We start from the raw sequence: 25,546 nt of genomic DNA on the forward strand, positions 1-25,546 counted from the left end.
AATAATTGTAAATAAATACGAAAGAGGTTGCATATGCTGATTCAAGAAAAGATTCGTCAAACAAATTTTTCTGATGCCGAACAAAATGTAATCAATTATATTTTAAATCGCCCTCAAAGCTTGAATTTAACGATCAAGGAAGTAGCAGAAGCTGCTTTTGTTCATCCTTCTACATTAATTCGCATTGCCAAAAAATTAGATTTTACTGGGTGGTTAGAATTTAAAACAGCTTTTAGTAAAGAACAGGACTATCTCACTCATCACTTTCAAACAGTTGATGCAAATCTGCCTTTTGCCCCAAAGGACGGCTTATTGCGCATAGCTAGTAAACTTGCACAATTAGAACAAACCACAATCAGTGACACGTTATCATTATTGCAACACGATGCTTTAAAAAAAGCGAAAGAACTGTTATTAAGTGCCCGTATCACTAGAATTTTTGGGAATAATGCCAATACATTAATTGCACAAGACTTTGCCGTCAAAATGAATCGTATCGGTAAAATTGTCACTACTAGCCAAATCCAAGGAGAAACGGCCTATGAAGCCTATAATTTAACTCCAAGCGATGCAGCCATCCTTATTTCTTATACTGGAGAAAATAAGATGATCTTGCAAACGGCACACATTTTAAGCCAACAACATGTTCCTATTATTGCCATTACAAGTATTGGCGATAATTCTTTAATGCAGCTTGCAACTTGTACCTTGCAAATGACGACTAGAGAACGGCTTTATTCAAAAATTGGTAATTTTACAACTAACTTATCTATCACCTATTTACTAGATGTCTTGTATAGTGTTGTTTTTGCTGAAAACTATCAACAAGAGTTAGACCATTTAATTAAAATTGGACAACAAATTGATCATCGGCAAATCAGTTCCACCATTATGGCTGAAAAAAAACAACCACCTGTCCAAATTCATGATTCCTTTACCCCAAATTAAAAAATTGAAGCTAATTTTGAGCGAAAAAGGCGAGCTGACTTTCTGCCAGCTCGTCTTACTCATTATGCTAAAGCTGTAATTAACTCATCACTACCACTTGCAACATTTGATTTATCACTTTCTAAAATATCCAAATAGTCTGCTGAATTTGTCACAATGACGGGTGTTTCAACACTATATCCCGCAGCTTGAATGGCTTTAATATCAAAACTCATTAATTTTTGTCCTCGTTTAACTTTATCCCCTTGTTTAACATGAGGGGTAAAGAATTTACCATCTAATTGAACAGTGTCAATACCGATGTGAATTAATAACTCCAGGCCGTTATCAGAAATTAAACCAATAGCATGTTTGGTTGGGAATAACGTCATGACTGTTCCATCAAAGGGTGCCACAACTTCGCCGCTTTCTGGTTGAATTAAGACCCCTTTACCTAAAATTCCTTGAGCAAAAGCTTCATCTTTTGAAGCACTTAATGGCATAATCGCACCGTTAATTGGCGCTGTTACAATCTCTTTTCTAACTTCCATGGTAGCTTGACCTTCTTCAACCGCTACAGTTTGATCTTTCCAGAAGAAGAAAGTTAATGAAAAGCTGACTACACAAGCGGCTAAAACTGCTAACACCGATGGAATAACTGTTGATGCATTTCCTTCTGGTGTAATGAAGTTAAAGAAACCAAAAATTCCTAGGCCTCCCATTGTGTAAGCGGTAACATTATTTAACATTAACATTAGGCCGCCGACTGCTCCACCAATCATAGAGAAGATAAAAGGTGTTTTTTTAGGCAATGTAATCCCGTAAATTGCTGGTTCAGTCACACCGAAAATTCCAGAAATAATAGCTGGTGGACAAAGTGCTTTTAGTTTTTTGTCTTTTAATTTAAAGAACATTGCTAAAACAACCGCCGTTTGTGCAAAGCTAGCAGCAAATGATCCCGTTAATACTTGTGAGAATCCTTCTTGTGTTACTTGCATAATTGCTAATGGTACAACAGACCAATGTAAGCCAAAAATTACCAATACTTGCCAGAAGAAACCTAAGATTACACCATATAAAGCAGGTGAGAAGGTCATCAAAGCTTGGAAGCCAGCACTTAATAAATCAGTCAACATACTGATAATTGGTCCGATGACTAAAAAGCCGACCGGCAAGGAGATCAATAAGACGAAAAATGGGACTAAGAAAGTTTGAACCACTGATGGAATAACCCGTTTCATCAACTTTTGAATTTGCGCAGCAAAAGCAATGATAAAGATTACTGGAACAACACTACTGGTATAGTTTGCACCTACCCAAGGAATTCCTAGGAAAGTTGTGTATGCAGGTAAACCAAAAATACTGTAAGGAGCACTAGCACCTTCTTCAACTAACGCTTGTAAAGCAGAACCTTGAATTGTTGGATAGACAAGCGCCGCACCAATTGTAATTCCGATCATGGGATTTAAATTGAATTTTTTAGAAGCAGTATAGCCTAAGATTACGGGCATAAAGTAAAAAATTGAATCCCCGATTGCATTTAACATCATGTAAGTGCCGGATTGAGCGGTGTAAGTAAACCAGCCTAATGTTCCTAAGAAAACCAGCAAGGCATTTAAACCTTTTATCATACCCGCTGCAGCTAATGCGCCTAAGAAAGGTTGGAAGCAACCACTCAAAATATCAATTAATCGATTAAAAATATTGCCGTCACTACTTGCTTCTTCTGATTCACCAGAAATTCCGGCTACTTCTAAAACATCGGCATAAACATCGGGTACATGATTGCCAATTACCACCTGATATTGACCACCGCTTTTCATAACCGTTACTACGCCATCCATGTTTTTTAAAACATCATCATTTGCTTTTCCTTCATCTTTTAACTTAAAACGTAGACGTGTAATACAATGTGTCAGACTGTTAATATTTTCCTTGCCGCCGACATTGCTCACAATTTTCTCGGCTAAATCGTGATATTTTCCCACAATAATTCCTCCAATTATTTTTTATTTTCTGTGGCCGTGCCACTTTCATCTTGACCTAATTTTTGAACCAACCTGGCAATGTGAATTGTCAAATATAATTTTTCGTCATTGGACATATGATAGTTATATTTTTGGACAACATATTGATTAATTTTTTCTACACAACTGTACGCGTTATGGTATTTTTTTTGAATAAGCAAAAGCAACTCTTCATCGGTTTCACCTTCGTTTTGACGATGATTCATAATTCGCGAAGCAAAAAAGCGCAAATGCGTGGAGAAACGATAATAATAAACAGATTCTTCATCAAATTGAACTTTAAAATAATAGCTGACAATCCGAATAATTTCTTGCATCAATTCGGTCATTTCATAAACATTATCATTATCTATTTCTGTTTGTGCATTAACCAAGTGTAAGGCGATAAATCCAGCCTCATCGTCTCCTAAATCAACTTTGTAACGTTTCTTTATCATCGCAACAGCCTCTTTGCCGATGCTGTATTCTGCTATAAAAAAACGTTTAATATCCCAAAGCAATAAATTGGGGACTCGTATTTTATTTTTTACGCGCTGAATTGCTGTGTGCAAATGATCAGTTAAAGAAATATAAATAGAATCATTTAACGAGGCATTTAATTTTTCCTTACTGCAGTCAATAATTTCCGTTGCTAGTTCTAAATAGCCAATTGGTACATCTTCTAATAATTCTTGTAATTTTGTGCTTAAATTTGAATTAGACAAGCGATAAGTCTTATCAACTTGACCTGGAACTACTTCATCCCCTATTTTTTTCTGAAAAGCAATCCCCTTTCCCATTACGACAAGTTCGTTATCCCACTTATCTGCTGTAATAATTACATTGTTATTTAAGATTTTTTTTATTTGCATCAGTGTCGGCCTCCACGTCACGCTTTACCTAATCTAAAATTAACCTTAAACTCATTTAGATTATAATTTGATGTTACTAAGATGCGTTATATTTGTCAACGCTTACATAATATTTTTTGTTTTCTAATCTTATAGAATTTCCTCCCTTCAAAATTTGACAAACAAAAAACCTAATGAGCGCGCACAAAATAACACAACGTCTCATTAGGTTTAGCTTGTAGTTAAACAATCACTATCCATTTGTTTGGTCTATTTAATTTATAGTTATTGTAGCAAACAAAAGAAAGCGCTGTCAATATTTTTTTGAAATTTTTTGCTATTCTTCTCAAATGAACGTAATGCTATTTTATAGAATAAAAAAAGCGGACTGATTGTTCAGTCCGCTTTTCTCGCAAAGTCAAAAGAATTATTTTTTCCCTTGATTTTTCATTTGTTGCATCATTTGACGAATTTTTTTCTCTGAAGGTTTTTGACCCATCGACATCATCATTGAACGTAACATTTCCTCGTTAACGGGAGGATTTTTTTCCAAATAGTCTTTCATATATTTACGGGCTAAGAAAAAGCCACCAACTGCTCCTAATAAAGCAGCAACAATTGCAATAAGCACTACGATTGATGTTGACATGAAAATCTCTCCTTTCTCTTATAGTCTCACTGTGTCATTTTACTAGAAAAGCACAAAAATGAAAAGAGCTTTTCGAGAACAAAGAAAAGTAAGCGTTTCCATTTTGCAAAAAACATGTTATCCTGAATTTATAAATTTTTTTGAGGTGAGTTTATTGGAAGAAAAAACTTTAATCATTATTAAACCAGACGGTGTAAAACGCCATTTAATCGGGCGGATTATCAGCCGTTTTGAAGAACGCCTGTTGACTATTGACCAAATGCGTTATGGCACACTCACAGAGGAAACAGCAAAAGCACATTACGCCCATCTAGCGGACAAACCTTTTTTTCAAGATATTATTGATTATATGACTTCTGGACCAGTTGTTTTTATAGTTCTAAAAGGTGAAAATGCTATTGAAATGGTCCGAAAAATGATTGGTCAAACCAACGCTTTAGAAGCAGCACCAGGAACAATTCGTGGTGATTTTGCTACTAACAAATCACAAAATGTTATTCATGCCTCAGATTGCCCAGCTGCAGCTGACGTTGAAATAAAACGTTTCTTTAGTGATAAGAACTTAAGCTATGTCAAACAGTAACTTTTTTCCAACTACTAAATAAAGTAAAGCTCCGCCCATAAAACAGCCTTTGCTTTGAATTGCCGAAAACAAAAGGCGGAAAATGGACGGATGCGCTACTTTATTTATTTTTTTGCGCGAATACTTTATATTAGATTCATTTTATTGTGCCATTATTTTTTCTAATAAGTTTGGATCAAAAACTCCGTTGCGCAGCATCGCAATTTCAAATTTATAGGGGGGCTTTTTATTTTTCTTTTCTTCACCTACATAAGGTGTTTCAAGAATTTTTGGCAAAGAAACAAGTTTTTCATGATTGGCAATATAATGTAACGCATCAAAGCCAATGGTTCCAAAACCTAAATTAGCATGCCGATCCTTTTTAGCTCCCCGCGGATTTTTTGAATCATTTAAATGAACCACTTTTAAACGTTCCAACCCAATCACTTGATCAAATTCAGCCAAAACGCCATCAAAGTCTTCTTTGACATTATAGCCAGCATCATTTGTATGACATGTATCAAAAGTGACAGATAGTTTATCGTTTAAAGTAACTCCTTCAATAATTGCTGCCAACTCTTCAAAACTACGGCCAATTTCTGTCCCTTTTCCGGCCATTGTTTCTAAGGCAATCTGAGGAATCTGGTCTTTGGTTAAAACTTCATTTAATCCTTTAATAATTTGATTAATACCAGCTTGAGGTCCTGCGCCAACATGAGCTCCGGGATGGAGCGTAATTTGTTTGGCCCCAAGCTCTTGAGCTCTGACAATTTCAGAGCGTAAAAATTCAATTGCAAAACCAAAATTTTGCGGCTTAATTGTATTACCTAAATTCACGATATAAGGCGCATGTACCACAAAATCCTGTATCTCATTTTCTTTCATTAGTTTTTTACCCGCAGCAATACTCTCTTGATTCATCTCGCTACGTCGGGTATTTTGTGGTGCTCCGGTATAAAGCATAAAGGTATTTGCGTCATAGCCTAACGCTTCTTCCACTGAAGAGACCAGTGCTTTACTGGCTTTAAAAGACACGTGGGAACCAATTAACATTTCTTCACTTCTTTCATTCACTTTTTTATTATTGTAATCAAGCTTTTCTTAAAAAGAAACCTTTACGCTCAATTTTAACGATAAGCAAAAATTAATGCTGTCATTAACGGTAAACTGATTAAAAAACTAAGAGAAGAGCAAAAACCCACACTTTCCTCATCACTACCCGTTAGCACTGCATTAATAACATTAAATATTGGAATAGGTGTTACTGCTAAAATACTTAACACCATTTTCATTAACTGATCAAGCGGCATAAAATGAATCACGATTACTAGAAATAGACCAATCAGATAGCGTAAAAACAACGTTTTCATAACTAACAACCGTGCTTTTTCTGGGAGTTTAAACTCTAAGTAAAGGCCAATCATAAACATTGATAAAAAAGTATTGGCATTAGCAATTGGAGAAGCAACTATAAGGAATGGTGATGGAATTTCAACTTCCACAAGACGTAAGATAAGCATTACCAGATAACAAACAAAAGGAACACTGCGTCCTAGTCTTTTAAAAAATAATTTTAAATCAAAATTATAATCTTCTCCTGTTAACATTTCGACTACTAATCCCGTTCCACCTGCCAGCATAACAGAATTACCAATATCGAAAAGAGAAATAAGTGGAATTGCCTGAGGCATAAAACTTTGGGCAAAAGGCAATGTAAAATTGCCAATATTAAATCCAGAACCCATGTATAAACTAAATGATAAATCGTCACGGCTTTGTCTTCCTTTGAAAAAACGAAATAAAATTAATTGTATCAAAGTAAAGCCGACCGCAATAAATATTAAAGAAATCCGATTCAACGTCACTGTTAACTGAGCTAAATTGACAATAATTGCAGCTGGTAAAGTCAAATTTAAAATAATTTGTGAAAGCATATTCCCATCGGCTTTACTAAAAATTCCCCAACGTTTGAAAAGAAATCCCAAGAAAATAATAAATAATAAACTAAAAGCACTTATTACTATCGCTTGCACAACACCACTCCTTATATTTAGAAATTTTATAAACATTATTTACACATGTCTGATGATAATTACTTATTAATTTATATTTTAGCATAGCGGTAAAAACAAATATGAAAAATCTTTTTATCCCCATTATAATAAGTAAATGTTTGGTTTTTTCTTAGTATTTCCCCACCATAATAGTAGAAATCTATCTATTTAAGAACTTTTTTGCTATAATGACACGGTAAATTTAAAACTGAGGTGAAAGTCATTGCCTAAAAAGCAAAAACATCATAATGAGCCTTTTTCCGATCGAAAAAAGGGCTGGTTTTATTTTAATATTTCATTACGGGTTCTACATTCCTTAATTTTAGTGGGAATTTCGTGTTTGATTATCGGCGGTGCATTGGCACTGGGGATTGGTGCGGGTTATTTCGCTTATTTAGTCGAAGATACACCAGCCCCTAATAAAGCGACCATGCAAAAAGAATTAGGAGATGTTTCCCAAACTTCTAAGTTAACTTATGCCGATAACAGTTCGATCGCGACTATCCGTTCTGATTTATTTCGAACATCAGTAAAGTCTGATCAAATTTCAAACCTATTAAAAAAAGCGATTATTGCAACAGAAGATGAGTATTTTTATGAGCATAACGGGGTGGTACCAAAAGCGGTTGTGCGCGCACTTTTATCCGAAGCAACAGGTTTTGGTGGCGGTGGCGGTTCCACTTTAACCCAACAGCTCGTTAAGCAACAGGTTTTAACTAGTGAGACAACCTTCAAGCGTAAGGCCAATGAAATTCTCTTAGCTATGGAAGTGGAAAAATTCTTTAGTAAAGATGAAATTGTCACGATGTATTTAAACGTCTCCCCTTTTGGTCGTAATAATAAAGGCCAAAATATCGCCGGGGTTCAAGAAGCTGCCAAGGGGATTTTTGGTAAAGACGCTAAAGATGTCAACTTACCACAAGCAGCTTTTATTGCTGGTTTGCCACAAAGCCCAATCGTATATAGTCCTTTTGACAATACCGGTAAATTAAAAGAAAATGTGACTGCGGGCTTGGAACGAAAAGATTTTGTTCTTTTTAGTATGTATCGTAATCATGATATTAGTAAAAAAGAATACGAGGCTGCTAAAAAGTACGATTTGAAAAAAGACTTCTTAAAACAACAAACGCAAAATAATGATGACCACGGCTTCTTATATTATACAGTCATGAACGAGGCCAAAAGTATCGTAGCACAACAACTTGCAAAAGACGATGGCGTTTCAACACAAGATTATGAAAAGAAAAAGACCAAAGAAGCTTATCTCGAAAAAGCACAAAATGAATTAATTAATGGCGGTTATACCGTTAAGTCGACGATTGATAAAAAAATCTATGACGCCATGCAAAAAGGTGTCGCAGAATACGGCTACATGTTAGATAACTATAGTGGTGATAAAATCGAAGTAGGAAATGTCATGATGGACAATGCTACTGGTAAAATCTTGGGCTTTATTGGCAGTCGTGACTTTAGCGATAACCAAAATAACCATGCTTTTGACACCTCACGAGCGGCTGGTTCCACTATCAAGCCAATCTTGGTATATGGTCCTGCTATTGACCAAGGCTTAATCGGTAGTCAAACCCGCATTTCTGATTATCCTGCTAAATGGAAAGCTGGAGAAGATGCGGGCAAAGAAATTGTTAATGCCACTAATAAAGGCTCAAAAACTTTCCAAACGGTGGAAGATGCTTTAGCAGAGTCAACAAATATTACCGCTTATCATGTCTATCAAGAGTTGCAAGAAAAGAAATCTGCTGATTTTGTATATGACAATTATTTAGCAAAAATGAACTTCCCCGCGAACAATTCGTGGAATGTTGAATCTGCCCCTCTTGGACCAATGGATGTGACTACCGTTCAACAAACAAATGGTTTTCAAGCTTTAGCTAATGGTGGTGTCTACCAACAAGGTTATTTGATTGAAGCGATTACCGACAGTCAAGGTAAAGCTATTTACAAACATGAAAATAAACCAGTACGGGTTTTCTCTAAAGCTACAGCTTCAATTATGAACAATTTGATGCGCAACGTTTTAAGTCAGGGAATTACCACTCCATTCAAGTCTACAATCAGTAATTTGAACTGGTACTTAGGTCAAGCCGATTGGGTTGGAAAAACTGGTTCATCAGACTACTACCGTGATTCATGGTTAATTGTTTCCACACCTAAGGTCACTATTGGAAGTTGGTCTGGTATGGATAGTCAAAAAGAAAAAAATGACGACGGGGCAGGAACCAGAACCGGAAATTACATGGCCTATTTAATTAATCGGATTTATATGGCTAATCCCGAAATTTTTGGTACCGATCAAAAATTCAAGTTAGATGATTCTGTAAAACAAGAAACGGTTGCTAAAGCGACAGGTGAATTACCCGGAAGTATCAGTTATAATGGCGCCACAGTGCAAGTACCAAATGATACAACTACCTCTCTTTGGGCAAAAAATGGTCCAGCAGACAGTAATTACCGCTTTGGTATTGGTGGAACTGATGCCAATTATGCTGATTATTGGAACAAAATTTATGCCAAGTCAAAAACTAGTACTCAGCAAAAAAACAGTAATAATACAAGTAGCAACAGTACCACAAGTGGCAATAGTAATAATGCAACGACTGCTAACAATAATGGAAGTAATTCTAATAACGCTAATACGACTGCTAACAATACCAATGGCAACAATAGCAGCAACGGCACAACGAATAATAATAACGGACAATAATAAAAGCAGGCGAAATTCGCCTGCTTTTTTCTCACCATCTTTTGTTCTTAAAAAAACAGAAAAACGTCCACAAAACCTGCAGACGTTTTTCTGTTTTATTTTGTTGAACCTTTTTCATCAATACCATATGGTAAAATGATAGTTTTTTCTTCGACTTCTTCTTTGTTCATCATTTTAGTTAATAAGCGCATCGAAACTGCCCCAATATCATATAAAGGTTGTGTGATGCTAGATAGACGAGGTCGCGCAACCTCTGTTAATAATGAATTATTGCTTGTCAAAATTTCAAAATCTTCAGGTACGTTAACACCTTCATCCACTAAACCATCTAAAATACCAATAGCTAATTCATCATCTGTGACAAAAGCCGCTGTAGCACCACTATTTTTCAAACGAGATACTAAAGAGATGCCATCTTTAAAGTTGTATTTTGCTTCAAAAATTAAACCTTCATTATAATCTAAATCATTTTCTTTCAAAGCTTCTTTGTAACCTTGGAGACGATTTTGACCGTTAATTGGATCAATCAATGCACCACTCACAAAAGCAATTTTTTCATTACCATTTTTTGCTAATAGATTCACGGCATCTTTTGTTGCATTCGTATAGTCAATGTTCACGCTGCCGACTTGTTCATCGGGATCAATTGATCCGGCTAATACAACTGGGGTTTTTGAACGAGAGAACTCTCCGCGAATTTCATCAGTAATGCGATGCCCCATGAAAATTACGCCATCAACTTGTTTTGCCAACAAATTATTTAATACATTTACTTCTTTTTGCGTATCGCCATCAGAGTTAGCTAAAATAATATTGTATTTGTACATTGTCGCCACGTCATCAATCCCACGTGCCAATGAAGAGAAATACATATTGCTAACGTCAGGAATAATAACGCCCACAGTCGTCGTCTTTTTGCTAGCTAAACCTCGTGCCACAGCATTAGGTCGATAGTCCAGACGATCGATAACCTCTAAAACTTTTTTACGAGTAGCAGGTTTTACATTAGGATTGCCATTGACCACACGAGAAACAGTAGCCATCGAAACGTTGGCTTCACGGGCAACATCATAAATTGTAATTGTTTGTTTATCCATTTCATATCTCCTTATTTAATTGGTTGATTTTTATTTTCTGAAAATGCCATTTACATTTCTTTGATAGAATAGCATGGAAAGATAGAGAATGCAACCGTTTTACTTCTCTTTCCTGAAAATTTTTATCATTTTTCAAAAATTCTTTTTTAAAAGAAGTGTGTTAAAATAATATTGATTATTCCGAAAGAAGGTTTCCTTATGAATTTAGCAAAAATCGAAGAATTAAAAAAATGGTTAAACTCTCACAATATTCCATTAGCCTACATTTCTAACCCAGATCACATTGCCTATTATTCTGGGTATACTAGTGATCCTCATGAGCGCGTACTCGCACTTTTTATTTCAGCTACAGCGGACCCATTTTTATTTACTCCTGCTTTAGAAGTTGAAACCGCTAAAAATAGTAGTTGGAAGTTTGACGTTTTAGGTTATGCTGATAATCAAAATCCTTGGCAATTAATTGTACAAGCTCTAAAGGAACGTTACGATGAACCTAAAAAAATTGCCATTGAAAAAAATCACTTAACTGTTGATCGTCTTGAAATCTTGCGTTCACTTTTACTTCATACCGATTTTAATTTTGATTTGACTCCTGTCATCCAACAGAGCCAATTACGTAAAACAACTGAAGAAATTACGCTGTTAAAAGAGGCTGGTGCTTGGGCTGATGAAGCCTTCAAAATTGGCTTTGCAGCTATTCAAGCAGGTGCCTCAGAAGCTGAAATCACTGCCGAAATTGAATATCAATTAAAACGACGCGGTGTTAGTCAAATGAGTTTTGATACCATTGTTTTAGCTGGGGATAATGCAGCAAATCCTCACGGTGCTCCAGGAGAACGGAAAATTGTACCAAATGAATTAGTTCTCTTTGACTTAGGGGTTATTTGGAAAGGTTATTGTAGCGATGCGACTCGTACTGTCGCTTACCAAAAACCAACTGCTTTACAAGAAAAGATTTATCAAATTGTCTTAGAAGCCCAATTAGCAGCACAAAATTTTGTACGCCCGGGCGTTACTGCTGCTCAAATTGATCAAGTAGCTCGCAATGTCATTGAAAAAGCAGGCTATGGTAAATATTTTAATCACCGCCTAGGGCACGGTATTGGTACAACGGTTCACGAATTTCCTTCCCTAGTCGAAGGCAATGATTTAGTGATTGAAGAAGGAATGTGTTTTTCTATTGAGCCTGGCATCTATATACCAGGCGAAGTGGGTGTTCGTATCGAAGATTGTGTTCATGTTACACACAACGGGTGCGAATCCTTCACTCAAACGCCAAAAGAATTGCAAATTATCACCCGTAAAGCTGATTAATAAGGTTATAGCGTACTCTTTGATCGCAAAATAAGTGAGTATTACTGTTTCTTATAAATTGAAATTGAAAAATCCCTTGGAGAAATTTCTCCAAGGGATTTTTCTATAAAACGATTACTCAGGATTGTTTTCTTCAATCTTTTCTTTTAATTCTTTTTCAGCTTCTTTAAAATCATCGGCTGCCATCTTTGTTTCTGCTTTGGTAACGTTCTTTGCATCAGAAGCTTCATCTTTCACTTGTGAAGTAACTTCTTTTGCAGCATCTTCTGTATTTTCTTTTAAATCTTTTGCGATCGGTTTTGCTTGTGCAACGCCTTCTTTTACAGTTTCCTTCATATCTTTGGCACTGTCTGTTGCATCAATAATAATATCATCGATGTCTTCTTTTTTATCGTCTGCAATATCTGCACCTTGTTCTTTTACCTCAGCGGCTGATTTTTTGAATTTTTCGGATAAATCGCCAGTTTGCTTTTTCAAATTGGCAATTAAATCTTTAGAGGAATCTTGCAAATCATCTAGAGAGTCGCCAGTTTTATTTTTTAAGCTATCAGCTGTTTCTTCAGCTTGTTGTGTTAATTTAACTGCTTTATCTTTGGCGATATCGGTTAAGTCTTGGCTCTTTTCTTTTGCCATATCGGCATAATCACTAGCAAAATCTAATAAATCATCGGTATGGTCAGCGAGTTTTTTACGCAATTCCTTCCCTGATTCTGGCGCAAGCAACATTACTGCCGCGGCCGCTGCGGCACCTCCGACTACAGCACCTAATAAAAATCCACTTGTTTTTCCCATTGAAATCCCTCCATTTTTTTATCTATTCGCTTTTTGAATTTGCGCTTTGTTCCCGTTGTTTATTGAAAAATTTTAATGCAGTTTGGCCAACTTTTCCCGCCACCGTTGCTTGAGCCGTGGTTTTTCCAACTGCACCTAATTTTGCAACTGCATTTTTACCAGAGCGATTTAACTCTGAAATACTTTCCCCTAAATCAGCAACAGCTGTAAATAACGGATCTATGGTAGCGACTTTCCCGTTAACATCATTTAGTAGCGTATTCGTTTTAACCAATAATCCTTCTACTTCACTAGTTAAAACATCTACATCTTTTGTAACTACTCGAATTGTTTTGTTTGCTTCCTCCACAGTTGTACTGACGCTTGCTACTGTTTTTTGCACTTGGGCTAGTAAACGAATAACAAATACCACTAGAACAGCAAAGGCAATCGCTGCAATTAATGCTGCAATTTCTCCTCCACTCATGCCAAAACTCCTTTCCAACACTGAAATTTTTTTAAATTCCGTCACCTTAAGCATATCACGAGGAATCTTTTGAAACAAATAAAAAGAACAGCTGAATTTTTCTATTTTCCTACTCCTATCCTTTTGTAAGCCGCTTCCAAAAACAAAAAACCTACGTAAGAAAAAATCTCACATAGGTTTTATAATTCTATTTTGTTTTTTGATCTTGTTTAAAATTTGCAGCTAAATCTAAGATATAGTCTTTTAAACCATCTTTTACTTCTGGATGTTTTAAACCATAATCAATACTAGTTTTCATAAAACCTAGTTTATCGCCAACATCATAACGTTGACCCTTAAATTCCCGTGCAAAAACGCGTTGTGTTTTATTTAATTCATCAATAGCATCTGTTAATTGAATTTCATTACCGGCACCAGGTTTTTGCACTTCCAACACGTTAAATATTTCTGGCGTTAATAAGTAGCGTCCAATAATTGCCAAATCACTTGGTGCTTTGTCAGGTGTTGGTTTTTCAACAAAGTTTTTAACATTGTACAAACCAGGTTGTACTTGCTCACCAGGATTAATAATGCCATATTTTGAAGTATCTTCATGAGGTACTTTCATTACGGCAATAGTAGAAGCATGCGTTTTTTCGTAATCATTAATTAATTGTTTTGTTAAAGGTACTTTGTCTTCCATTAAATCATCACCAAGCATCACGACGAAAGGTTCGTTGCCGACAAATGCTTTGGCTTGTAAGACAGCGTGTCCCAAACCTTTGGGATGAGATTGACGGATAAAATGCAAATTAACATCTGTTGTTTCTTCCACCAATTTTAATAAGTCTGTTTTACCCTTTTCTTTCAAATTAGTTTCCAGTTCGATATTGGCATCAAAGTGATCTTCAATGGGACGTTTGGCCTTACCAGTGACAATTAAAATATCTTCAATGCCTGATTTCAATGCTTCTTCCACAATAAATTGAATCGTCGGTTTATCAACAATTGGCAACATTTCTTTTGCCATCGCTTTGGTTGCAGGTAAAAAACGAGTTCCTAAACCTGCTGCTGGAATAACCGCTTTTTTCACTTTCATTTTTAAGACTCCCTTATTTTAAAGTAAACTCATTTTCTTTTCGTCCATCTCGCAACATAATATCACGAGCGGCATCTTTAATGGGTTTATTATCATACAATACATTATAAATTGTTTCCGTAATTGGCATTTCAATATTTAAATTTTGCGCCAATTCCATTGCTGCTTTGGTAGTCGCAACGCCTTCGACAATCATACCCATATTATCTAAAACTTCATCTAAAGAATGACCTTTACCTAGTAAATTTCCCGCACGCCAGTTACGAGAATGCACACTAGTACAAGTTACGATCAAATCCCCTACTCCGCTTAAACCGATAAACGTTAAAGGATTAGCTCCCATTGCCACACCTAAACGGCTGATTTCAGCTAAACCACGAGTCATAATCGCCGCTTTTGCATCATCTCCATAGCCTAATCCATGAATCGCACCCGCACCGATGGCAATAATATTTTTCAATGCCGCACCAGTTTCTACACCAATAACATCATCATTGGTATAAATTCTAAAATAATCATTCATAAATAAATCTTGGACATATTGAGCTGCTTTTTGATCGACACTCGCAGCAGTGATAGTGGTAATATCATGACGCACCACTTCTTCTGCGTGACTTGGACCTGATAAAACGACAACCGCTTTACGATTTTTCGTAGGTATTTCTTCAGTCAAAATTTCTGAAATACGCTTATGGCTTTCTTGTTCCAAACCTTTAGAAGCGTGAATAATGACAGGTTGATGTTTCACATTTTTAGCAAATTCTTTGGCAACAACTCGCATAGCTTTCGTTGGAACGACAAAAAGGGCTGCATCACAGTCTCGAATCGCTTCATTGATATCCTTTACTGCAACAATATTTTCTGGTAACTTCACATCAGGCAAATAGTGACGATTCGTATGATACGTGTTGATTTCATCAATTTGCGCAGGGTTGTTTCCCCAAATTCTTACTTCATGACCATTTTCAGATAACACTTGCGCTAACGCTGTTCCCCATGATCCCGGTCCTAAGACAGCAATTTTTTGTTTCAAAATAAACCCTCCTTGATTGTAAAGTTTCCTACAACAAAATGTCATAAAAAACTATTTTCCGCTAACGGAAAGTTACGATACATTCTTCATTTTAGCACAATTACCAGCGAAACAGTTAGTTAAATTAAAAAACGATTGTTCCCATGGCCGCGGTCATAATCTTTTAGTTTTGCGTTATTTTTACGGCGATAAAGCAATACTCCCCACGCTGCAAAGAACAACACAAACGATAGCGCTTGTGAAATGCGGATTGCACCAAATAGATATAAGCTGTCACTGCGCATCCCTTCAATAAAGAAACGACCAAAACTATACCAAATAATATAACCTAAGAAAACTTCGCCTTCTTTAAAAACTTTTTTGTTTCGCAAAATAATTAAGATTAAAAAGCCTAATATATTCCAAAGTGATTCATACAAAAAAGTAGGTTGGCGAAAATGACCGTCAATATACATATTCTCAATAATAAACTGGGGTAAGTGCAAATTCGTTAAAAAAGTTTTGGTGGTAATGGCACCATAAGCTTCGTGGTTCATAAAATTGCCCCAGCGCCCAATACCTTGAGCTAATATAATGCTAGGGGCTGCGATATCCAAAAATTTCCAAATTGGGATGAAGTGATGGCGACAAAAAATAATCAACCACAATCCTCCTGCAATTAGACCACCATAAATTGCCAATCCACCAGAACGAACATTAAATATTTGAAGCGGATTATTTAAATAAGTGGGTAAATCAAATAATACGTAATAAAGTCTCGCTCCAATTAACGCAACTGGAAGCCCCACCAACATGAAGTCTGTCACATCATCAGCTTTTAAACCAACCCGGACAGCTTCCCGTGAACTTAAAAACATCGCTATAATAACACCTGTGACAATAATAATGGCATACCAATAAATGGCCACACCAAAAACTTCAAAGGCGACACGATCGACTACTGCTAACATGAAAAAACTCCTATTCAATTAAATTATCGTTACTTCAAAAAAATTTTAAACCTAACTATCTGAATTTTCTTCAATTAACTGGCTTAAACGTTGTTCGAAGGTTTTAGTTGCATCATACCCCATTGCTTTAGCGCGGAAATTCATTGCGGCAACCTCAACGATAATCGCCACATTTCGCCCTGTTTTAACAGGAATTTTAATTTGTGGTACATCCACTTCAGCGATCTGAATTGTGGTAGCCGCTGAGCCAAGGCGATCATATGTTTTTTCTTTTGACCAGCCTTCCAAATAAACAGCCAGCTGTACTTGCATACTTCCCCGCACAGCGCTAGCTCCAAATAAATTCATTACATCAATAATCCCAATTCCCCGAATTTCAATCAAATGCTGTAAAATACGCGGCGGCTCCCCAACAAGTGTTAATTCATCTTGTTGATAGACATCCACACGATCATCTGCAATCAAACGGTGTCCACGCTTGATTAATTCTAATGCGGTTTCACTTTTCCCAATGCCACTGTCGCCTTGAATTAATACCCCTAATCCGTAGACGTCCACTAAAACCCCGTGGACACTTGTTCGCGGTGCTAACAAACTGCTTAAGTAGGCCGACATTTCCCCTAATAAACGCGAAGTTGAGATTGGGGAGCGCAAGATTGCAATATCAAATTCTTCACAAGCATCGGTCATTTCTTTTGGAATCGGTAGTCCCCGCGACACTATAAAGGCTGGTGTTTCATCATTACACATCCGTCGCATCACCATCAAACGTTCTTCTGGCATCATGCGCTCTGCAAAAGTAATTTCTTTGCTCCCAAATAGTTGCAAGCGGTCATAAGAATAATAATTAAAATAGCCCGTCAATTCTAAACCGGGACGTGATATATCAGCAGTTTTAATTAATCGATTTAATGCTTTGTCCGAACCTGTCACTACTTCCAAATTTAATTTTTCAACCATTTGGATGACTTTGACAACTTCTGCCATATAATTCCCTCATTTCTAAAAGTATAATCTGCCTCATTTTACCATTCTATTAATAAAGTTACTAGGATAGGGGCACGAAAAAAACAGTCACAAGCCTTACTTCCATTCAAGTCAGGAGTCCCGCCTGACCATACCGGTGTAATGAAACTTGTAACTGTTTTATTTTAATTTCTCTTTTGAAGTGTAGTATAGTCTTGGTCTTCTGTAATTTCCATATACGCTGGGCGCATAATTTTGTTGGAATTAATCAATTCCTCTAAGCGATGAGCCGACCAGCCCACAATTCTAGCAACAGCAAACATTGGCGTGTACAACTCTTTAGGCAGCCCGAGCATGTTATAAACAAAACCGCTAAAAAAATCAATATTCGCACTGACCCCTTTATATATTTTTCGTTTTTCTCCAATGATCCTTGGTGCAAGGCGCTCTACTAGCGCATACAAATCAAATTCAGCTTTTTCTTCTGGTCCCTTTTCTTCTGCCAACTTTTCAACGTAGCGTTTAAAAATAGAAGCACGGGGATCGTTATCACCATATACCGCATGACCAAACCCATAAATTAATCCTTTTTGATCGAAAGCTTTTTTCGCTAAGACTGCTTCTAAATATTTTTTTACTTCTTGTTCGTTGGTTAAATCCTGCACACTTTGCTTTAAATCTTCCATCATATTGGTGACTTTGATGTTGGCACCACCATGTTTGGGACCTTTTAAAGATCCTAAAGCAGCTGCAATCGTTGAGTAAGTGTCCGTTCCACTAGAAGTCACTACTCGAGTTGTAAAAGTCGAGTTATTGCCTCCGCCATGTTCCATGTGTAAAACCAAAGACATATCTAACGTTTGGGCCTCTTGTTTCGTATACTTTTTGTTGGGCCGTAGCATGGTTAAAATCGTTTCAGCTGTACTTAAATTTTCATCAGGACGATGAATGTACATGCTGTCTCCTAAGGTATAGTGATTATAGGCGTGATAAGCATAGACTGTTAATAAGGGAAAGACACTAATTAATCGAATACTTTGCTTCAAAACATTTTCAATAGAAGTATCATCTGCATTTTTATCATAACAAGCTAAAGTTAAAATACTACGAGCTAAATTGTTCATCAAATCACATGACGGTGCTTTCATCACTACGTCACGAACAAAATTAGTTGGTAACGTACGGTTTTCTGCCAATAACTGTCGAAAATCAGCTAATTTGCCCTGATTAGGTAGTTTCCCAAATAATAATAAGTACGTTACTTCTTCAAATCCAAAACGACCTTCTGAAACGAAACCTGACACAAGTTCATTGATATCAATACCTCGATAACGTAATTCCCCCATACCTGACACTATTTTTCCATTTAATTTTTTCTCTGGATAAATGGTTGAAATGGTGGTTAAACCAGCTAAAACACCTTTTCCGTCTACATCCCGCAATCCAATATTGACATTATATTTAGAATAATTATGCATGTTGATTTTATAAATATCCTGACATTGCTGTGCTAACTTTTGATAACCAATGCTTTTAAAGTTCGTTTTTTCCATAAATAACATCACATCCTATAATTTTTATTGTGATTAGTAGTTAAAAAATTGTTAAAAGCGATTATACCACGTATTAAACGAAAAAACATTCATAATTTTATATTTACTTTTATTTTATAAAAACGTATAATTATACTAATTATCGCGAATGGAGTGTTTTTATGAAATGGAAGAACCAATTATCGGTCGCCAATAAAGTGTATAGTTACTGCGACTTAAAAAAAGTTTGTGCCACATTTAATTGCGATTTAAAAAAACTGCCTTATACTATTCGTATCTTATTGGAGAGCGTTGCTCGTAATTTAGACGAAGATATCACCCAAAAAAACGTAGAAATATTAGCCCGTTGGCAAGCAACAAAACCTACTGGTGTGATTCCTTTCAAACCAGCACGCGTTATTTTGCAAGATTTTACGGGTGTACCGGCGGTGGTCGATTTAGCTGCTATGCGAGATGCTATAGTAGCCCTTGGCGGCGACGCGAGTCAAATTAGACCAGCTATTCCAGTTTCCCTTGTAGTCGATCACTCTGTCCAAGTAGATTGTGCAAAAAGTCCGGCAGCTTTAAGCTATAATACAAAAAAAGAATTCGAACGTAATACAGAGCGTTATCAATTTCTAAAATGGGCGCAAAGTTCTTTTCAAGACTTCGAAGTTATCCCACCTGAAACAGGAATTATCCATCAAGTTAATATTGAAGCGCTATCAAATGTCGTGCTCGTAAAAAAGGAAAACGAAGCAAATGTCGTCTTTCCCGATACGCTACAAGGCACTGATTCACATACCACCATGATTAATGGTCTTGGCGTTTTGGGTTGGGGCGTTGGCGGCATCGAAGCTGAGGCTGCACTATTAGGAGAAGCTTCCTATTTTCCATCTCCAGCAGTCATTGGCGTAAAACTAGTTGGCTTCCTTGCTGCTGGAACCACGGCAACAGATTTAGCTTTAACTGTCACAGAAAAATTACGCCAAGAAAATGTGGTGGGAAAATTTGTTGAATTTTTTGGTAGTGGGTATCAAACATTAAGTTTGTCTGATCGGGCCACCATTGCCAACATGGCCCCCGAGTACGGAGCTACCTGTGGCTATTGTCCAATTGATAAAGAAACATTAGATTATTTAGCAGTTACAGGTCGCGATAAAAATTTGATCATGTTAGTAAAAGATTATGCGATAGCCAATGGACTTTTTTACGATGAAGCAGAGGAAATAGAATATACCAAAGTGATTGAAATTAATTTAAATCAAGTAGAACCTTCACTAGCCGGACCAAAGCGCCCGCAAGACCGGATTGCCTTAGCGAAAGTAGCAACTGATTTTAAAAATAGCCTCACTGCGCCAGTTGGACCCCATGGTTTTGGTCTGTCGCCACGAGAATACGAAAAAACCGTTTCGATAGATGGTTTAAAAAAGGAAACGTTACAAACAGGCTCTGTCGTCCTTGCTGCTATTACCAGTTGTACTAATACTAGTAACCCTTCTGTTATGTTGGCGGCGGGATTATTAGCTAAAAAAGCAGTAGAAAAAGGCCTATCGGTTCCAAGTTATGTTAAAACTTCACTAGCGCCGGGTTCAAAAATTGTGACTACTTATCTAAAGGAAAGTGGTCTCATGGTCTATTTGGAAAAATTAGGTTTTTATTTAGTTGGATATGGTTGTACCACTTGTATCGGTAATTCTGGCCCGTTAGCAGAAAATGTCAGTAACGCCATTGAAGAAAATGAGCTCTTAACAGTCTCTGTTTTATCAGGAAATCGTAATTTTGAAGGTCGGATTCATCCACTGATCAAAGCAAATTATCTAGCCTCTCCACCTCTGGTTGTAGCTTATGCGTTGGCGGGGACTGTACAAAAAGATTTAACTACTACACCTTTAGGTTTTGATCAAGAAAATAAGGCGGTTATGCTAGCTGATATTTGGCCTACGACTGCCGAAATTAATCAAACCATTCAAAATTTTGTGAATCCTAGAACTTTTAAAGATACGTACAGTAATCTTTTGGATGCTAACACACGTTGGAATGCTATCCCAACTACAAAGAGCGATTGTTATGCTTGGGATTGTAATTCGACTTATATTGCTAACCCACCATTTTTTGATAACTTAACCAAAGCGTTACCTGAAACTCGTGAACTTCTCGAGTTAGCAGTCTTGGCAAAGCTAGGTGATTCTGTTACAACCGATCATATTTCTCCTGCAGGCGCAATTCCGCTTGATACACCGGCAGGACGTTACTTGCAAGCGCTGGGTGTTCCCATCTCAGATTTTAACTCTTATGGGGCGCGTCGCGGTAATCATGAAATTATGATGCGGGGCACATTCGCCAATATTCGCCTCCAAAACCAACTTATTCCCGAAAAAAGCGGCGGATATACTCGCTTACAGCCAACTGGAAAAATGATATCGATTTATGACGCTGCCATGCATTATCAGACAGAAAATAAAGGGACTATTATTTTAGCTGGAAAAGACTACGGTATGGGATCTTCCCGCGATTGGGCAGCAAAAGGACCCCAATTACTAGGGGTAAAAGCAGTTTTGGCAGAAAGTTTTGAGCGGATTCATCGGAGTAATTTGGTGATGATGGGGATTGTTCCATTAGAATATTGTGATAATCAAAATGCAAAAACGTTAGGCCTTGAAGGCAGTGAAAGTTTTAGTATCTTACTAAATCAGACACCACAAGTTGGTGATACTGTTAGCATAATGGCCAAAAAACCTGATGGTAGAGAAATATCTTTTATAGCTAAATTACGGTTTGATGCACCAGCAGATATTCGTTACTGGCAAAACCAAGGTATTTTACCAATGGTGATTCGTAAAAAATTAAATACTTAAAGCTTTTTTAGGAGGTATTCATGAAAAAAATTACTCTGGAAAATGAAAAAAACGACGTATCCAGTCAAGTCATTATCCCTTTTATTGAAGGGGATGGCATTGGAAAAGAAATCTGGCAAGCATCTTATCCTGTGATTGATGCAGCCGTAAATAAAGCTTACCAAGGTGCTAAGAAAATTGTTTGGCAAGAAGTTTTAGCCGGTGGCAAAGCCTTTGAAACAAAGGGAGAATGGTTACCTTCTGAAACGCTAACCGCGATTCAAGAGGCAAAAATCGCTTTAAAAGGCCCCTTAACCACACCTGTTGGAGGCGGAATCCGTTCTTTAAATGTCGCATTACGGCAAGAATTAGATTTATTTGCCTGCGTTCGTCCTGTTCGTTATTTCAAAGGTATTCCGAGTCCGCTGAAAACACCCGAAAAAACGAACATGATCATTTTTCGTGAAAATACTGAAGATGTTTATGCCGGAATTGAATTTGAAAAAGACAGTCCTGAAGTAAAAGAGTTAATTCAATTTTTAAAGACACAATTTGGCGTAAGTAAGATTCGCTTTCCTAAAACCAGTGCGATTGGGATTAAGCCAATTTCAAAAGAAGGTAGCGAACGTCTAATTAGTGCAGCCATTGAGTATGCTATTTCGCAAAAATTACCGTCGGTTACTTTAGTGCACAAAGGAAATATCATGAAATTTACCGAAGGCGGTTTTAAAAAATGGGGCTATAAATTAGCGGAAACAAAATATGCAGATTCCTGTTTTACAATGAATCAATACCAAGAAATTTTGGCGCAAAAAGGCAAAAAAGCGGCAGAAAATGCCTTAGCTACGGCAAAGACGACTAAAATTATTGTCAACGATGTTATTGCCGATAATTTTTTACAACAAATTTTACTAAATCCAACTAAATTTTCAGTAATTGCAACCTGCAATTTAAACGGCGATTATATTTCAGATGCCTTAGCTGCTCAAGTCGGTGGAATTGGGATTGCCCCCGGAGCCAATATTAACTACAAAACTGGCCACGCCATTTTTGAGGCGACTCATGGCACCGCACCCGATATTGCTGGTTTAGGCAAAGCCAATCCTTGTTCGCTATTACTATCAGCGGTAATGCTGTTAGATTACTTAAACTGGACTGAAGCCGGTGCCTTGATTACTGGTGCCATTGAAAAAGCATTGGCAGATGGTTTTGTAACAGCAGATTTTGCTGCTATGTTACCAAATGCCACTTTAAAAACTACCAAAGAATTTGGGAACTATTTAAAAGAAATCATTGAAAAATAACATATAAATAAAAAAACGACCTTATAAATAGGTCGTTTTTTATTCATCTTGATATTTTTGCATATTGTGTTCAGTTATGATCATATTTACCAGCGACATAATCACGGCCACCATAATTGCCGCTCCAAAAGATGAAAACCCAAAATTCAGCTCTCCCACAAAAGTTGAAGTTAATTTTAACATTGCTGCATTAATGACAAAACTGAACAGTCCTAATGTCAGAAATGTCAAAGGCAGCGACAACAACGATAGAATTGGTTTGACAAATCCGTTTAAAATGGAAAGTACAAAACTGGCAATCAAGGCCATAATCCAGCTACTGACATGAACCATCCCTGGCAGTAAGACTGCCAGGGCAATAAAGGTCAATGTGTTAACTAGTAAACGTTGGAAGTAAGTCATTAGAAATCACTCCAATCGTCATCGTCAATTTTTTCCGCCGATTTTCGGGGACGTGCTTTCGGCTCACTGTAATTTTCATGATAGTTACGTTTTGGTTGTTCATAACCATTCTGACTACTACGCCCGGAAGGCATAATAATCGCTAGGATGATATATAAAGGAATCGTTGAGCCAACACCAAACAAAGTGAAGAACACAAAGATTACACGCACGATGGTTGGGTCAATTCCAAAGAATTCAGCAATCCCTCCCAAAGTCCCAGTCAATACGACATTGTTCTTTGATTTTGTCAGTCTTTTTTTCATAATTCTCACCTCTATCCTCTATATAATACACTAGCTTGTTTTTATTTGTCTTGACTTTTATTCGGCATCTTTTAAAAAGATATTCCCAGTGGTAGTGGTTAACTCTACATGGGCAACTTCTTGATCACTGATACGACGAAATTGTAACATTTGATTCATTTTTTCTTTTTTCTCTCTCACAACATCGTAATCCGTCATGCGCGAATTAATACTGCCTAAACTCGTTCTTGCATTACCTTCTACTCCTAAAGAAGCTGGTAACGCAATTTTAACATTACCATTAACCGAACTAGCGCTAACCTTTTTTAAATTATTTTCTTTAAAGGTCAAACGAACATCACCATTAACCAAAGAAACTCCTAATGTTTGTGGCGTGGCTGTCATAGTCACCGTACCATTCACAGTTTCAATGATACTATCTAAAATACTGCCTTTAAACACGTCAATAGCGCCATTGACACCTTCAATTTCCAACATCGTCGCATTGATGGTTTGAAATTCAATATTTCCGTTGGTGGATTTGGTATAAACATCTTTTGCATCTAATTCTTTGACCGTCACATCACCATTTAATAAACGCAGTGAAACATGGTCATAAATACGTTTTGGTAAATAGAACACTAAGTCCGCCCGTACCCGTTTATTCGGTACTTGAAAAGAAATATGCTCATCATCTACTTCAATTTTACTACGGGCTTCAAAAGCTTCAAAAGGTGTTGCCTCATTCATTTTGCCATATAATTTGATTTTGGCGTCCACTTTGACACCCGGTTCATCCCATAATTCAAAACGGATATTCCCATTAGCTACTTTAATATCCAAAATACTCGCTTGTGTTTCCGGATACTCAAAGATATGTTCAAATTTAGTTGTCGCTACACCCGGAACTTTTAGATTGATATCTTTCCATTCTACATTGTCATTTACTGTTTCAGACACAGTTTGAAACGTTTGTTTTAAAAAACGACCTAAGTGAGTACTGGCTTCTGCCATTTTTTCACCCGCTTGATTAATGGCATCAGTTGCTTGTTCTTTCCAATCATCTGGCAATTCAATTTTAGCAGAAATCTTTTCTTTGGCTTCTTGCCACTGATCCTTTTTAATATCTTTCAATTGGGCTTCTAATGCTACTTTTTCGGCGATTAAATCATCTAAAGAGGATTCTAAATCTTTAATATCTTCTTCTAACAAATGACGTTCTGCTATTTCTGATTCACTAAGCATTTCCAATTCTTCTTTGGTATTGTACTCCATTAACGCGTGGCGTACTTCAGCTAATTGATCTTTCACACCTGCAATTTCAACGTTTAATTCATCTAACTCGGCAGAAGCTTTGCCAGCTTCAGTCGCTAAATTATCTAAAATATCTTCTACTTCTTTTTCGGCAGCTGATTTTTCTTCAGCAGTATCATTGTTATTTTCTACAGTATCGGCATTATCAGCATGAATCGTTTCGCTAGCCTTCTTGATTTGTTTTTCGTCTCTGGCAGTTGCCATGCTTTCCAGCAAATCCAAGGCTTCTTCCGTTGAAAGCACACCTTTTTTCACTAAATCCAAAATTCGTTCTCTTTCATTCATGGAAATTGCCTCCTTAATTATTATTTGCAAGTTTTCCTTACATGTATATTATGCCCTCTTTGATGCTACTTGTCATAGGACTTAAGACGTAACTTTTTCTCCACCCTAGGTCAAATTTAAT

General features: G+C 36.8%; 22 protein-coding genes. 6 read left to right on the top strand and 16 right to left on the bottom strand.

Annotated features, from left to right (window positions below):
• Nucleotides 1-33: 33 nt before the first annotated feature.
• Entirely contained in the window at nt 34-948 is a 915-nt protein-coding gene (locus RK01_RS06275) for a MurR/RpiR family transcriptional regulator (protein ID WP_016172449.1), read from the top strand.
• A gap of 62 nt (nt 949-1,010) precedes the next feature.
• Here the strand turns inward: RK01_RS06275 and RK01_RS06280 are convergent, their stop codons facing one another.
• From RK01_RS06280 to RK01_RS06290, 3 genes are all read right to left on the bottom strand, one after another.
• A complete protein-coding gene (locus RK01_RS06280) occupies nt 1,011-2,915 on the bottom strand; it encodes a beta-glucoside-specific PTS transporter subunit IIABC (protein ID WP_016172450.1) in 1,905 nt (634 codons plus the stop codon).
• Nucleotides 2,916-2,929: 14 nt separating this feature from the next.
• The gene (gene licT, locus RK01_RS06285; RefSeq protein ID WP_016172451.1) at nt 2,930-3,805 is read right to left on the bottom strand and encodes a BglG family transcription antiterminator LicT; all 876 of its coding nucleotides are present in this window, start codon (nt 3,803-3,805) and stop codon (nt 2,930-2,932) included.
• Between the two features lie 406 nt (nt 3,806-4,211).
• On the bottom strand, nt 4,212-4,433 hold the full coding sequence (locus tag RK01_RS06290; protein ID WP_016172452.1) for a YneF family protein: 222 nt from the start codon (nt 4,431-4,433) through the stop codon (nt 4,212-4,214).
• Between the two features lie 154 nt (nt 4,434-4,587).
• Between RK01_RS06290 and ndk the strand changes: the two genes are divergently transcribed.
• Nucleotides 4,588-5,016: a nucleoside-diphosphate kinase gene (gene ndk, locus RK01_RS06295; protein ID WP_016172453.1), complete on the top strand. Its 429-nt coding sequence runs from the start codon at nt 4,588-4,590 to the stop codon at nt 5,014-5,016.
• Between the two features lie 141 nt (nt 5,017-5,157).
• On the opposite strand, the gene RK01_RS06300 is transcribed toward ndk, so the two are convergent.
• Nucleotides 5,158-6,048 (bottom strand): deoxyribonuclease IV, encoded by an 891-nt coding sequence (locus RK01_RS06300; RefSeq protein WP_016172454.1) that lies wholly within the window; start codon nt 6,046-6,048, stop codon nt 5,158-5,160.
• Between the two features lie 74 nt (nt 6,049-6,122).
• The gene (locus RK01_RS06305; RefSeq protein WP_016172455.1) at nt 6,123-7,028 is read right to left on the bottom strand and encodes an AEC family transporter; all 906 of its coding nucleotides are present in this window, start codon (nt 7,026-7,028) and stop codon (nt 6,123-6,125) included.
• Nucleotides 7,029-7,272: 244 nt separating this feature from the next.
• Here RK01_RS06305 and RK01_RS06310 point away from each other — a divergent pair, with 244 nt between their 5' ends.
• Entirely contained in the window at nt 7,273-9,771 is a 2,499-nt protein-coding gene (locus RK01_RS06310; RefSeq protein WP_016172456.1) for a transglycosylase domain-containing protein, read from the top strand.
• Between the two features lie 95 nt (nt 9,772-9,866).
• Here RK01_RS06310 and ccpA read toward each other — a convergent pair whose 3' ends face one another.
• On the bottom strand, nt 9,867-10,868 hold the full coding sequence (gene ccpA, locus RK01_RS06315; protein WP_016172457.1) for a catabolite control protein A: 1,002 nt from the start codon (nt 10,866-10,868) through the stop codon (nt 9,867-9,869).
• A 198-nt stretch (nt 10,869-11,066) separates the two neighbouring features.
• Here ccpA and RK01_RS06320 point away from each other — a divergent pair, with 198 nt between their 5' ends.
• Entirely contained in the window at nt 11,067-12,182 is a 1,116-nt protein-coding gene (locus RK01_RS06320; RefSeq protein ID WP_016172458.1) for an aminopeptidase P family protein, read from the top strand.
• 114 nt (nt 12,183-12,296) lie between these two features.
• On the opposite strand, the gene RK01_RS06325 is transcribed toward RK01_RS06320, so the two are convergent.
• The 7 genes from RK01_RS06325 to RK01_RS06355 all read right to left on the bottom strand — a co-directional run bounded on the left by RK01_RS06325 (nt 12,297) and on the right by RK01_RS06355 (nt 19,029).
• Nucleotides 12,297-12,974, bottom strand: coding sequence for a YtxH domain-containing protein (locus RK01_RS06325; RefSeq protein WP_016172459.1), 678 nt, complete (start codon nt 12,972-12,974; stop codon nt 12,297-12,299).
• A 22-nt stretch (nt 12,975-12,996) separates the two neighbouring features.
• Nucleotides 12,997-13,440 carry a DUF948 domain-containing protein gene (locus RK01_RS06330; protein WP_016172460.1) on the bottom strand — a complete coding sequence of 148 codons (444 nt, stop codon included), beginning with the start codon at nt 13,438-13,440 and terminating at the stop codon, nt 12,997-12,999.
• 187 nt (nt 13,441-13,627) lie between these two features.
• Complete coding sequence (gene galU / locus RK01_RS06335; protein WP_016172461.1) at nt 13,628-14,518, bottom strand: UTP--glucose-1-phosphate uridylyltransferase GalU; 891 nt, start codon at nt 14,516-14,518, stop codon at nt 13,628-13,630.
• A 13-nt stretch (nt 14,519-14,531) separates the two neighbouring features.
• Entirely contained in the window at nt 14,532-15,551 is a 1,020-nt protein-coding gene (locus tag RK01_RS06340; RefSeq protein WP_016172462.1) for an NAD(P)H-dependent glycerol-3-phosphate dehydrogenase, read from the bottom strand.
• Nucleotides 15,552-15,670: 119 nt separating this feature from the next.
• Nucleotides 15,671-16,501 carry a prolipoprotein diacylglyceryl transferase gene (lgt, locus tag RK01_RS06345; protein ID WP_016172463.1) on the bottom strand — a complete coding sequence of 277 codons (831 nt, stop codon included), beginning with the start codon at nt 16,499-16,501 and terminating at the stop codon, nt 15,671-15,673.
• Nucleotides 16,502-16,552: 51 nt separating this feature from the next.
• Nucleotides 16,553-17,488: an HPr(Ser) kinase/phosphatase gene (hprK, locus tag RK01_RS06350; RefSeq protein WP_016172464.1), complete on the bottom strand. Its 936-nt coding sequence runs from the start codon at nt 17,486-17,488 to the stop codon at nt 16,553-16,555.
• A 164-nt stretch (nt 17,489-17,652) separates the two neighbouring features.
• Nucleotides 17,653-19,029 carry a citrate/2-methylcitrate synthase gene (locus RK01_RS06355; protein ID WP_016172465.1) on the bottom strand — a complete coding sequence of 459 codons (1,377 nt, stop codon included), beginning with the start codon at nt 19,027-19,029 and terminating at the stop codon, nt 17,653-17,655.
• Nucleotides 19,030-19,181: 152 nt separating this feature from the next.
• On the opposite strand from RK01_RS06355, the gene acnA reads away from it, so the two are divergent.
• Both acnA and icd read left to right on the top strand, forming a co-directional pair.
• Entirely contained in the window at nt 19,182-21,857 is a 2,676-nt protein-coding gene (gene acnA, locus RK01_RS06360) for an aconitate hydratase AcnA (RefSeq protein ID WP_016172466.1), read from the top strand.
• Nucleotides 21,858-21,877: 20 nt separating this feature from the next.
• A complete protein-coding gene (icd, locus tag RK01_RS06365) occupies nt 21,878-23,140 on the top strand; it encodes an NADP-dependent isocitrate dehydrogenase (protein WP_016172467.1) in 1,263 nt (420 codons plus the stop codon).
• 39 nt (nt 23,141-23,179) lie between these two features.
• Here icd and RK01_RS06370 read toward each other — a convergent pair whose 3' ends face one another.
• The 3 genes from RK01_RS06370 to liaX are packed head-to-tail and all read right to left on the bottom strand — an operon-like array spanning nt 23,180 to nt 25,425.
• Nucleotides 23,180-23,542, bottom strand: coding sequence for a phage holin family protein (locus RK01_RS06370; RefSeq protein ID WP_016172468.1), 363 nt, complete (start codon nt 23,540-23,542; stop codon nt 23,180-23,182).
• Complete coding sequence (locus tag RK01_RS06375; protein ID WP_016172469.1) at nt 23,542-23,847, bottom strand: PspC domain-containing protein; 306 nt, start codon at nt 23,845-23,847, stop codon at nt 23,542-23,544. Before RK01_RS06375 ends, RK01_RS06370 begins: the two co-directional genes overlap by 1 nt.
• A 57-nt stretch (nt 23,848-23,904) precedes the next feature.
• Entirely contained in the window at nt 23,905-25,425 is a 1,521-nt protein-coding gene (gene liaX / locus RK01_RS06380; protein WP_016172470.1) for a daptomycin-sensing surface protein LiaX, read from the bottom strand.
• Between the last annotated feature and the right edge of the window lie 121 nt (nt 25,426-25,546).

This window comes from Enterococcus dispar ATCC 51266 (assembly GCF_000406945.1).
Taxonomy (GTDB): Bacteria; Bacillota; Bacilli; order Lactobacillales; family Enterococcaceae; genus Enterococcus_C; species Enterococcus_C dispar.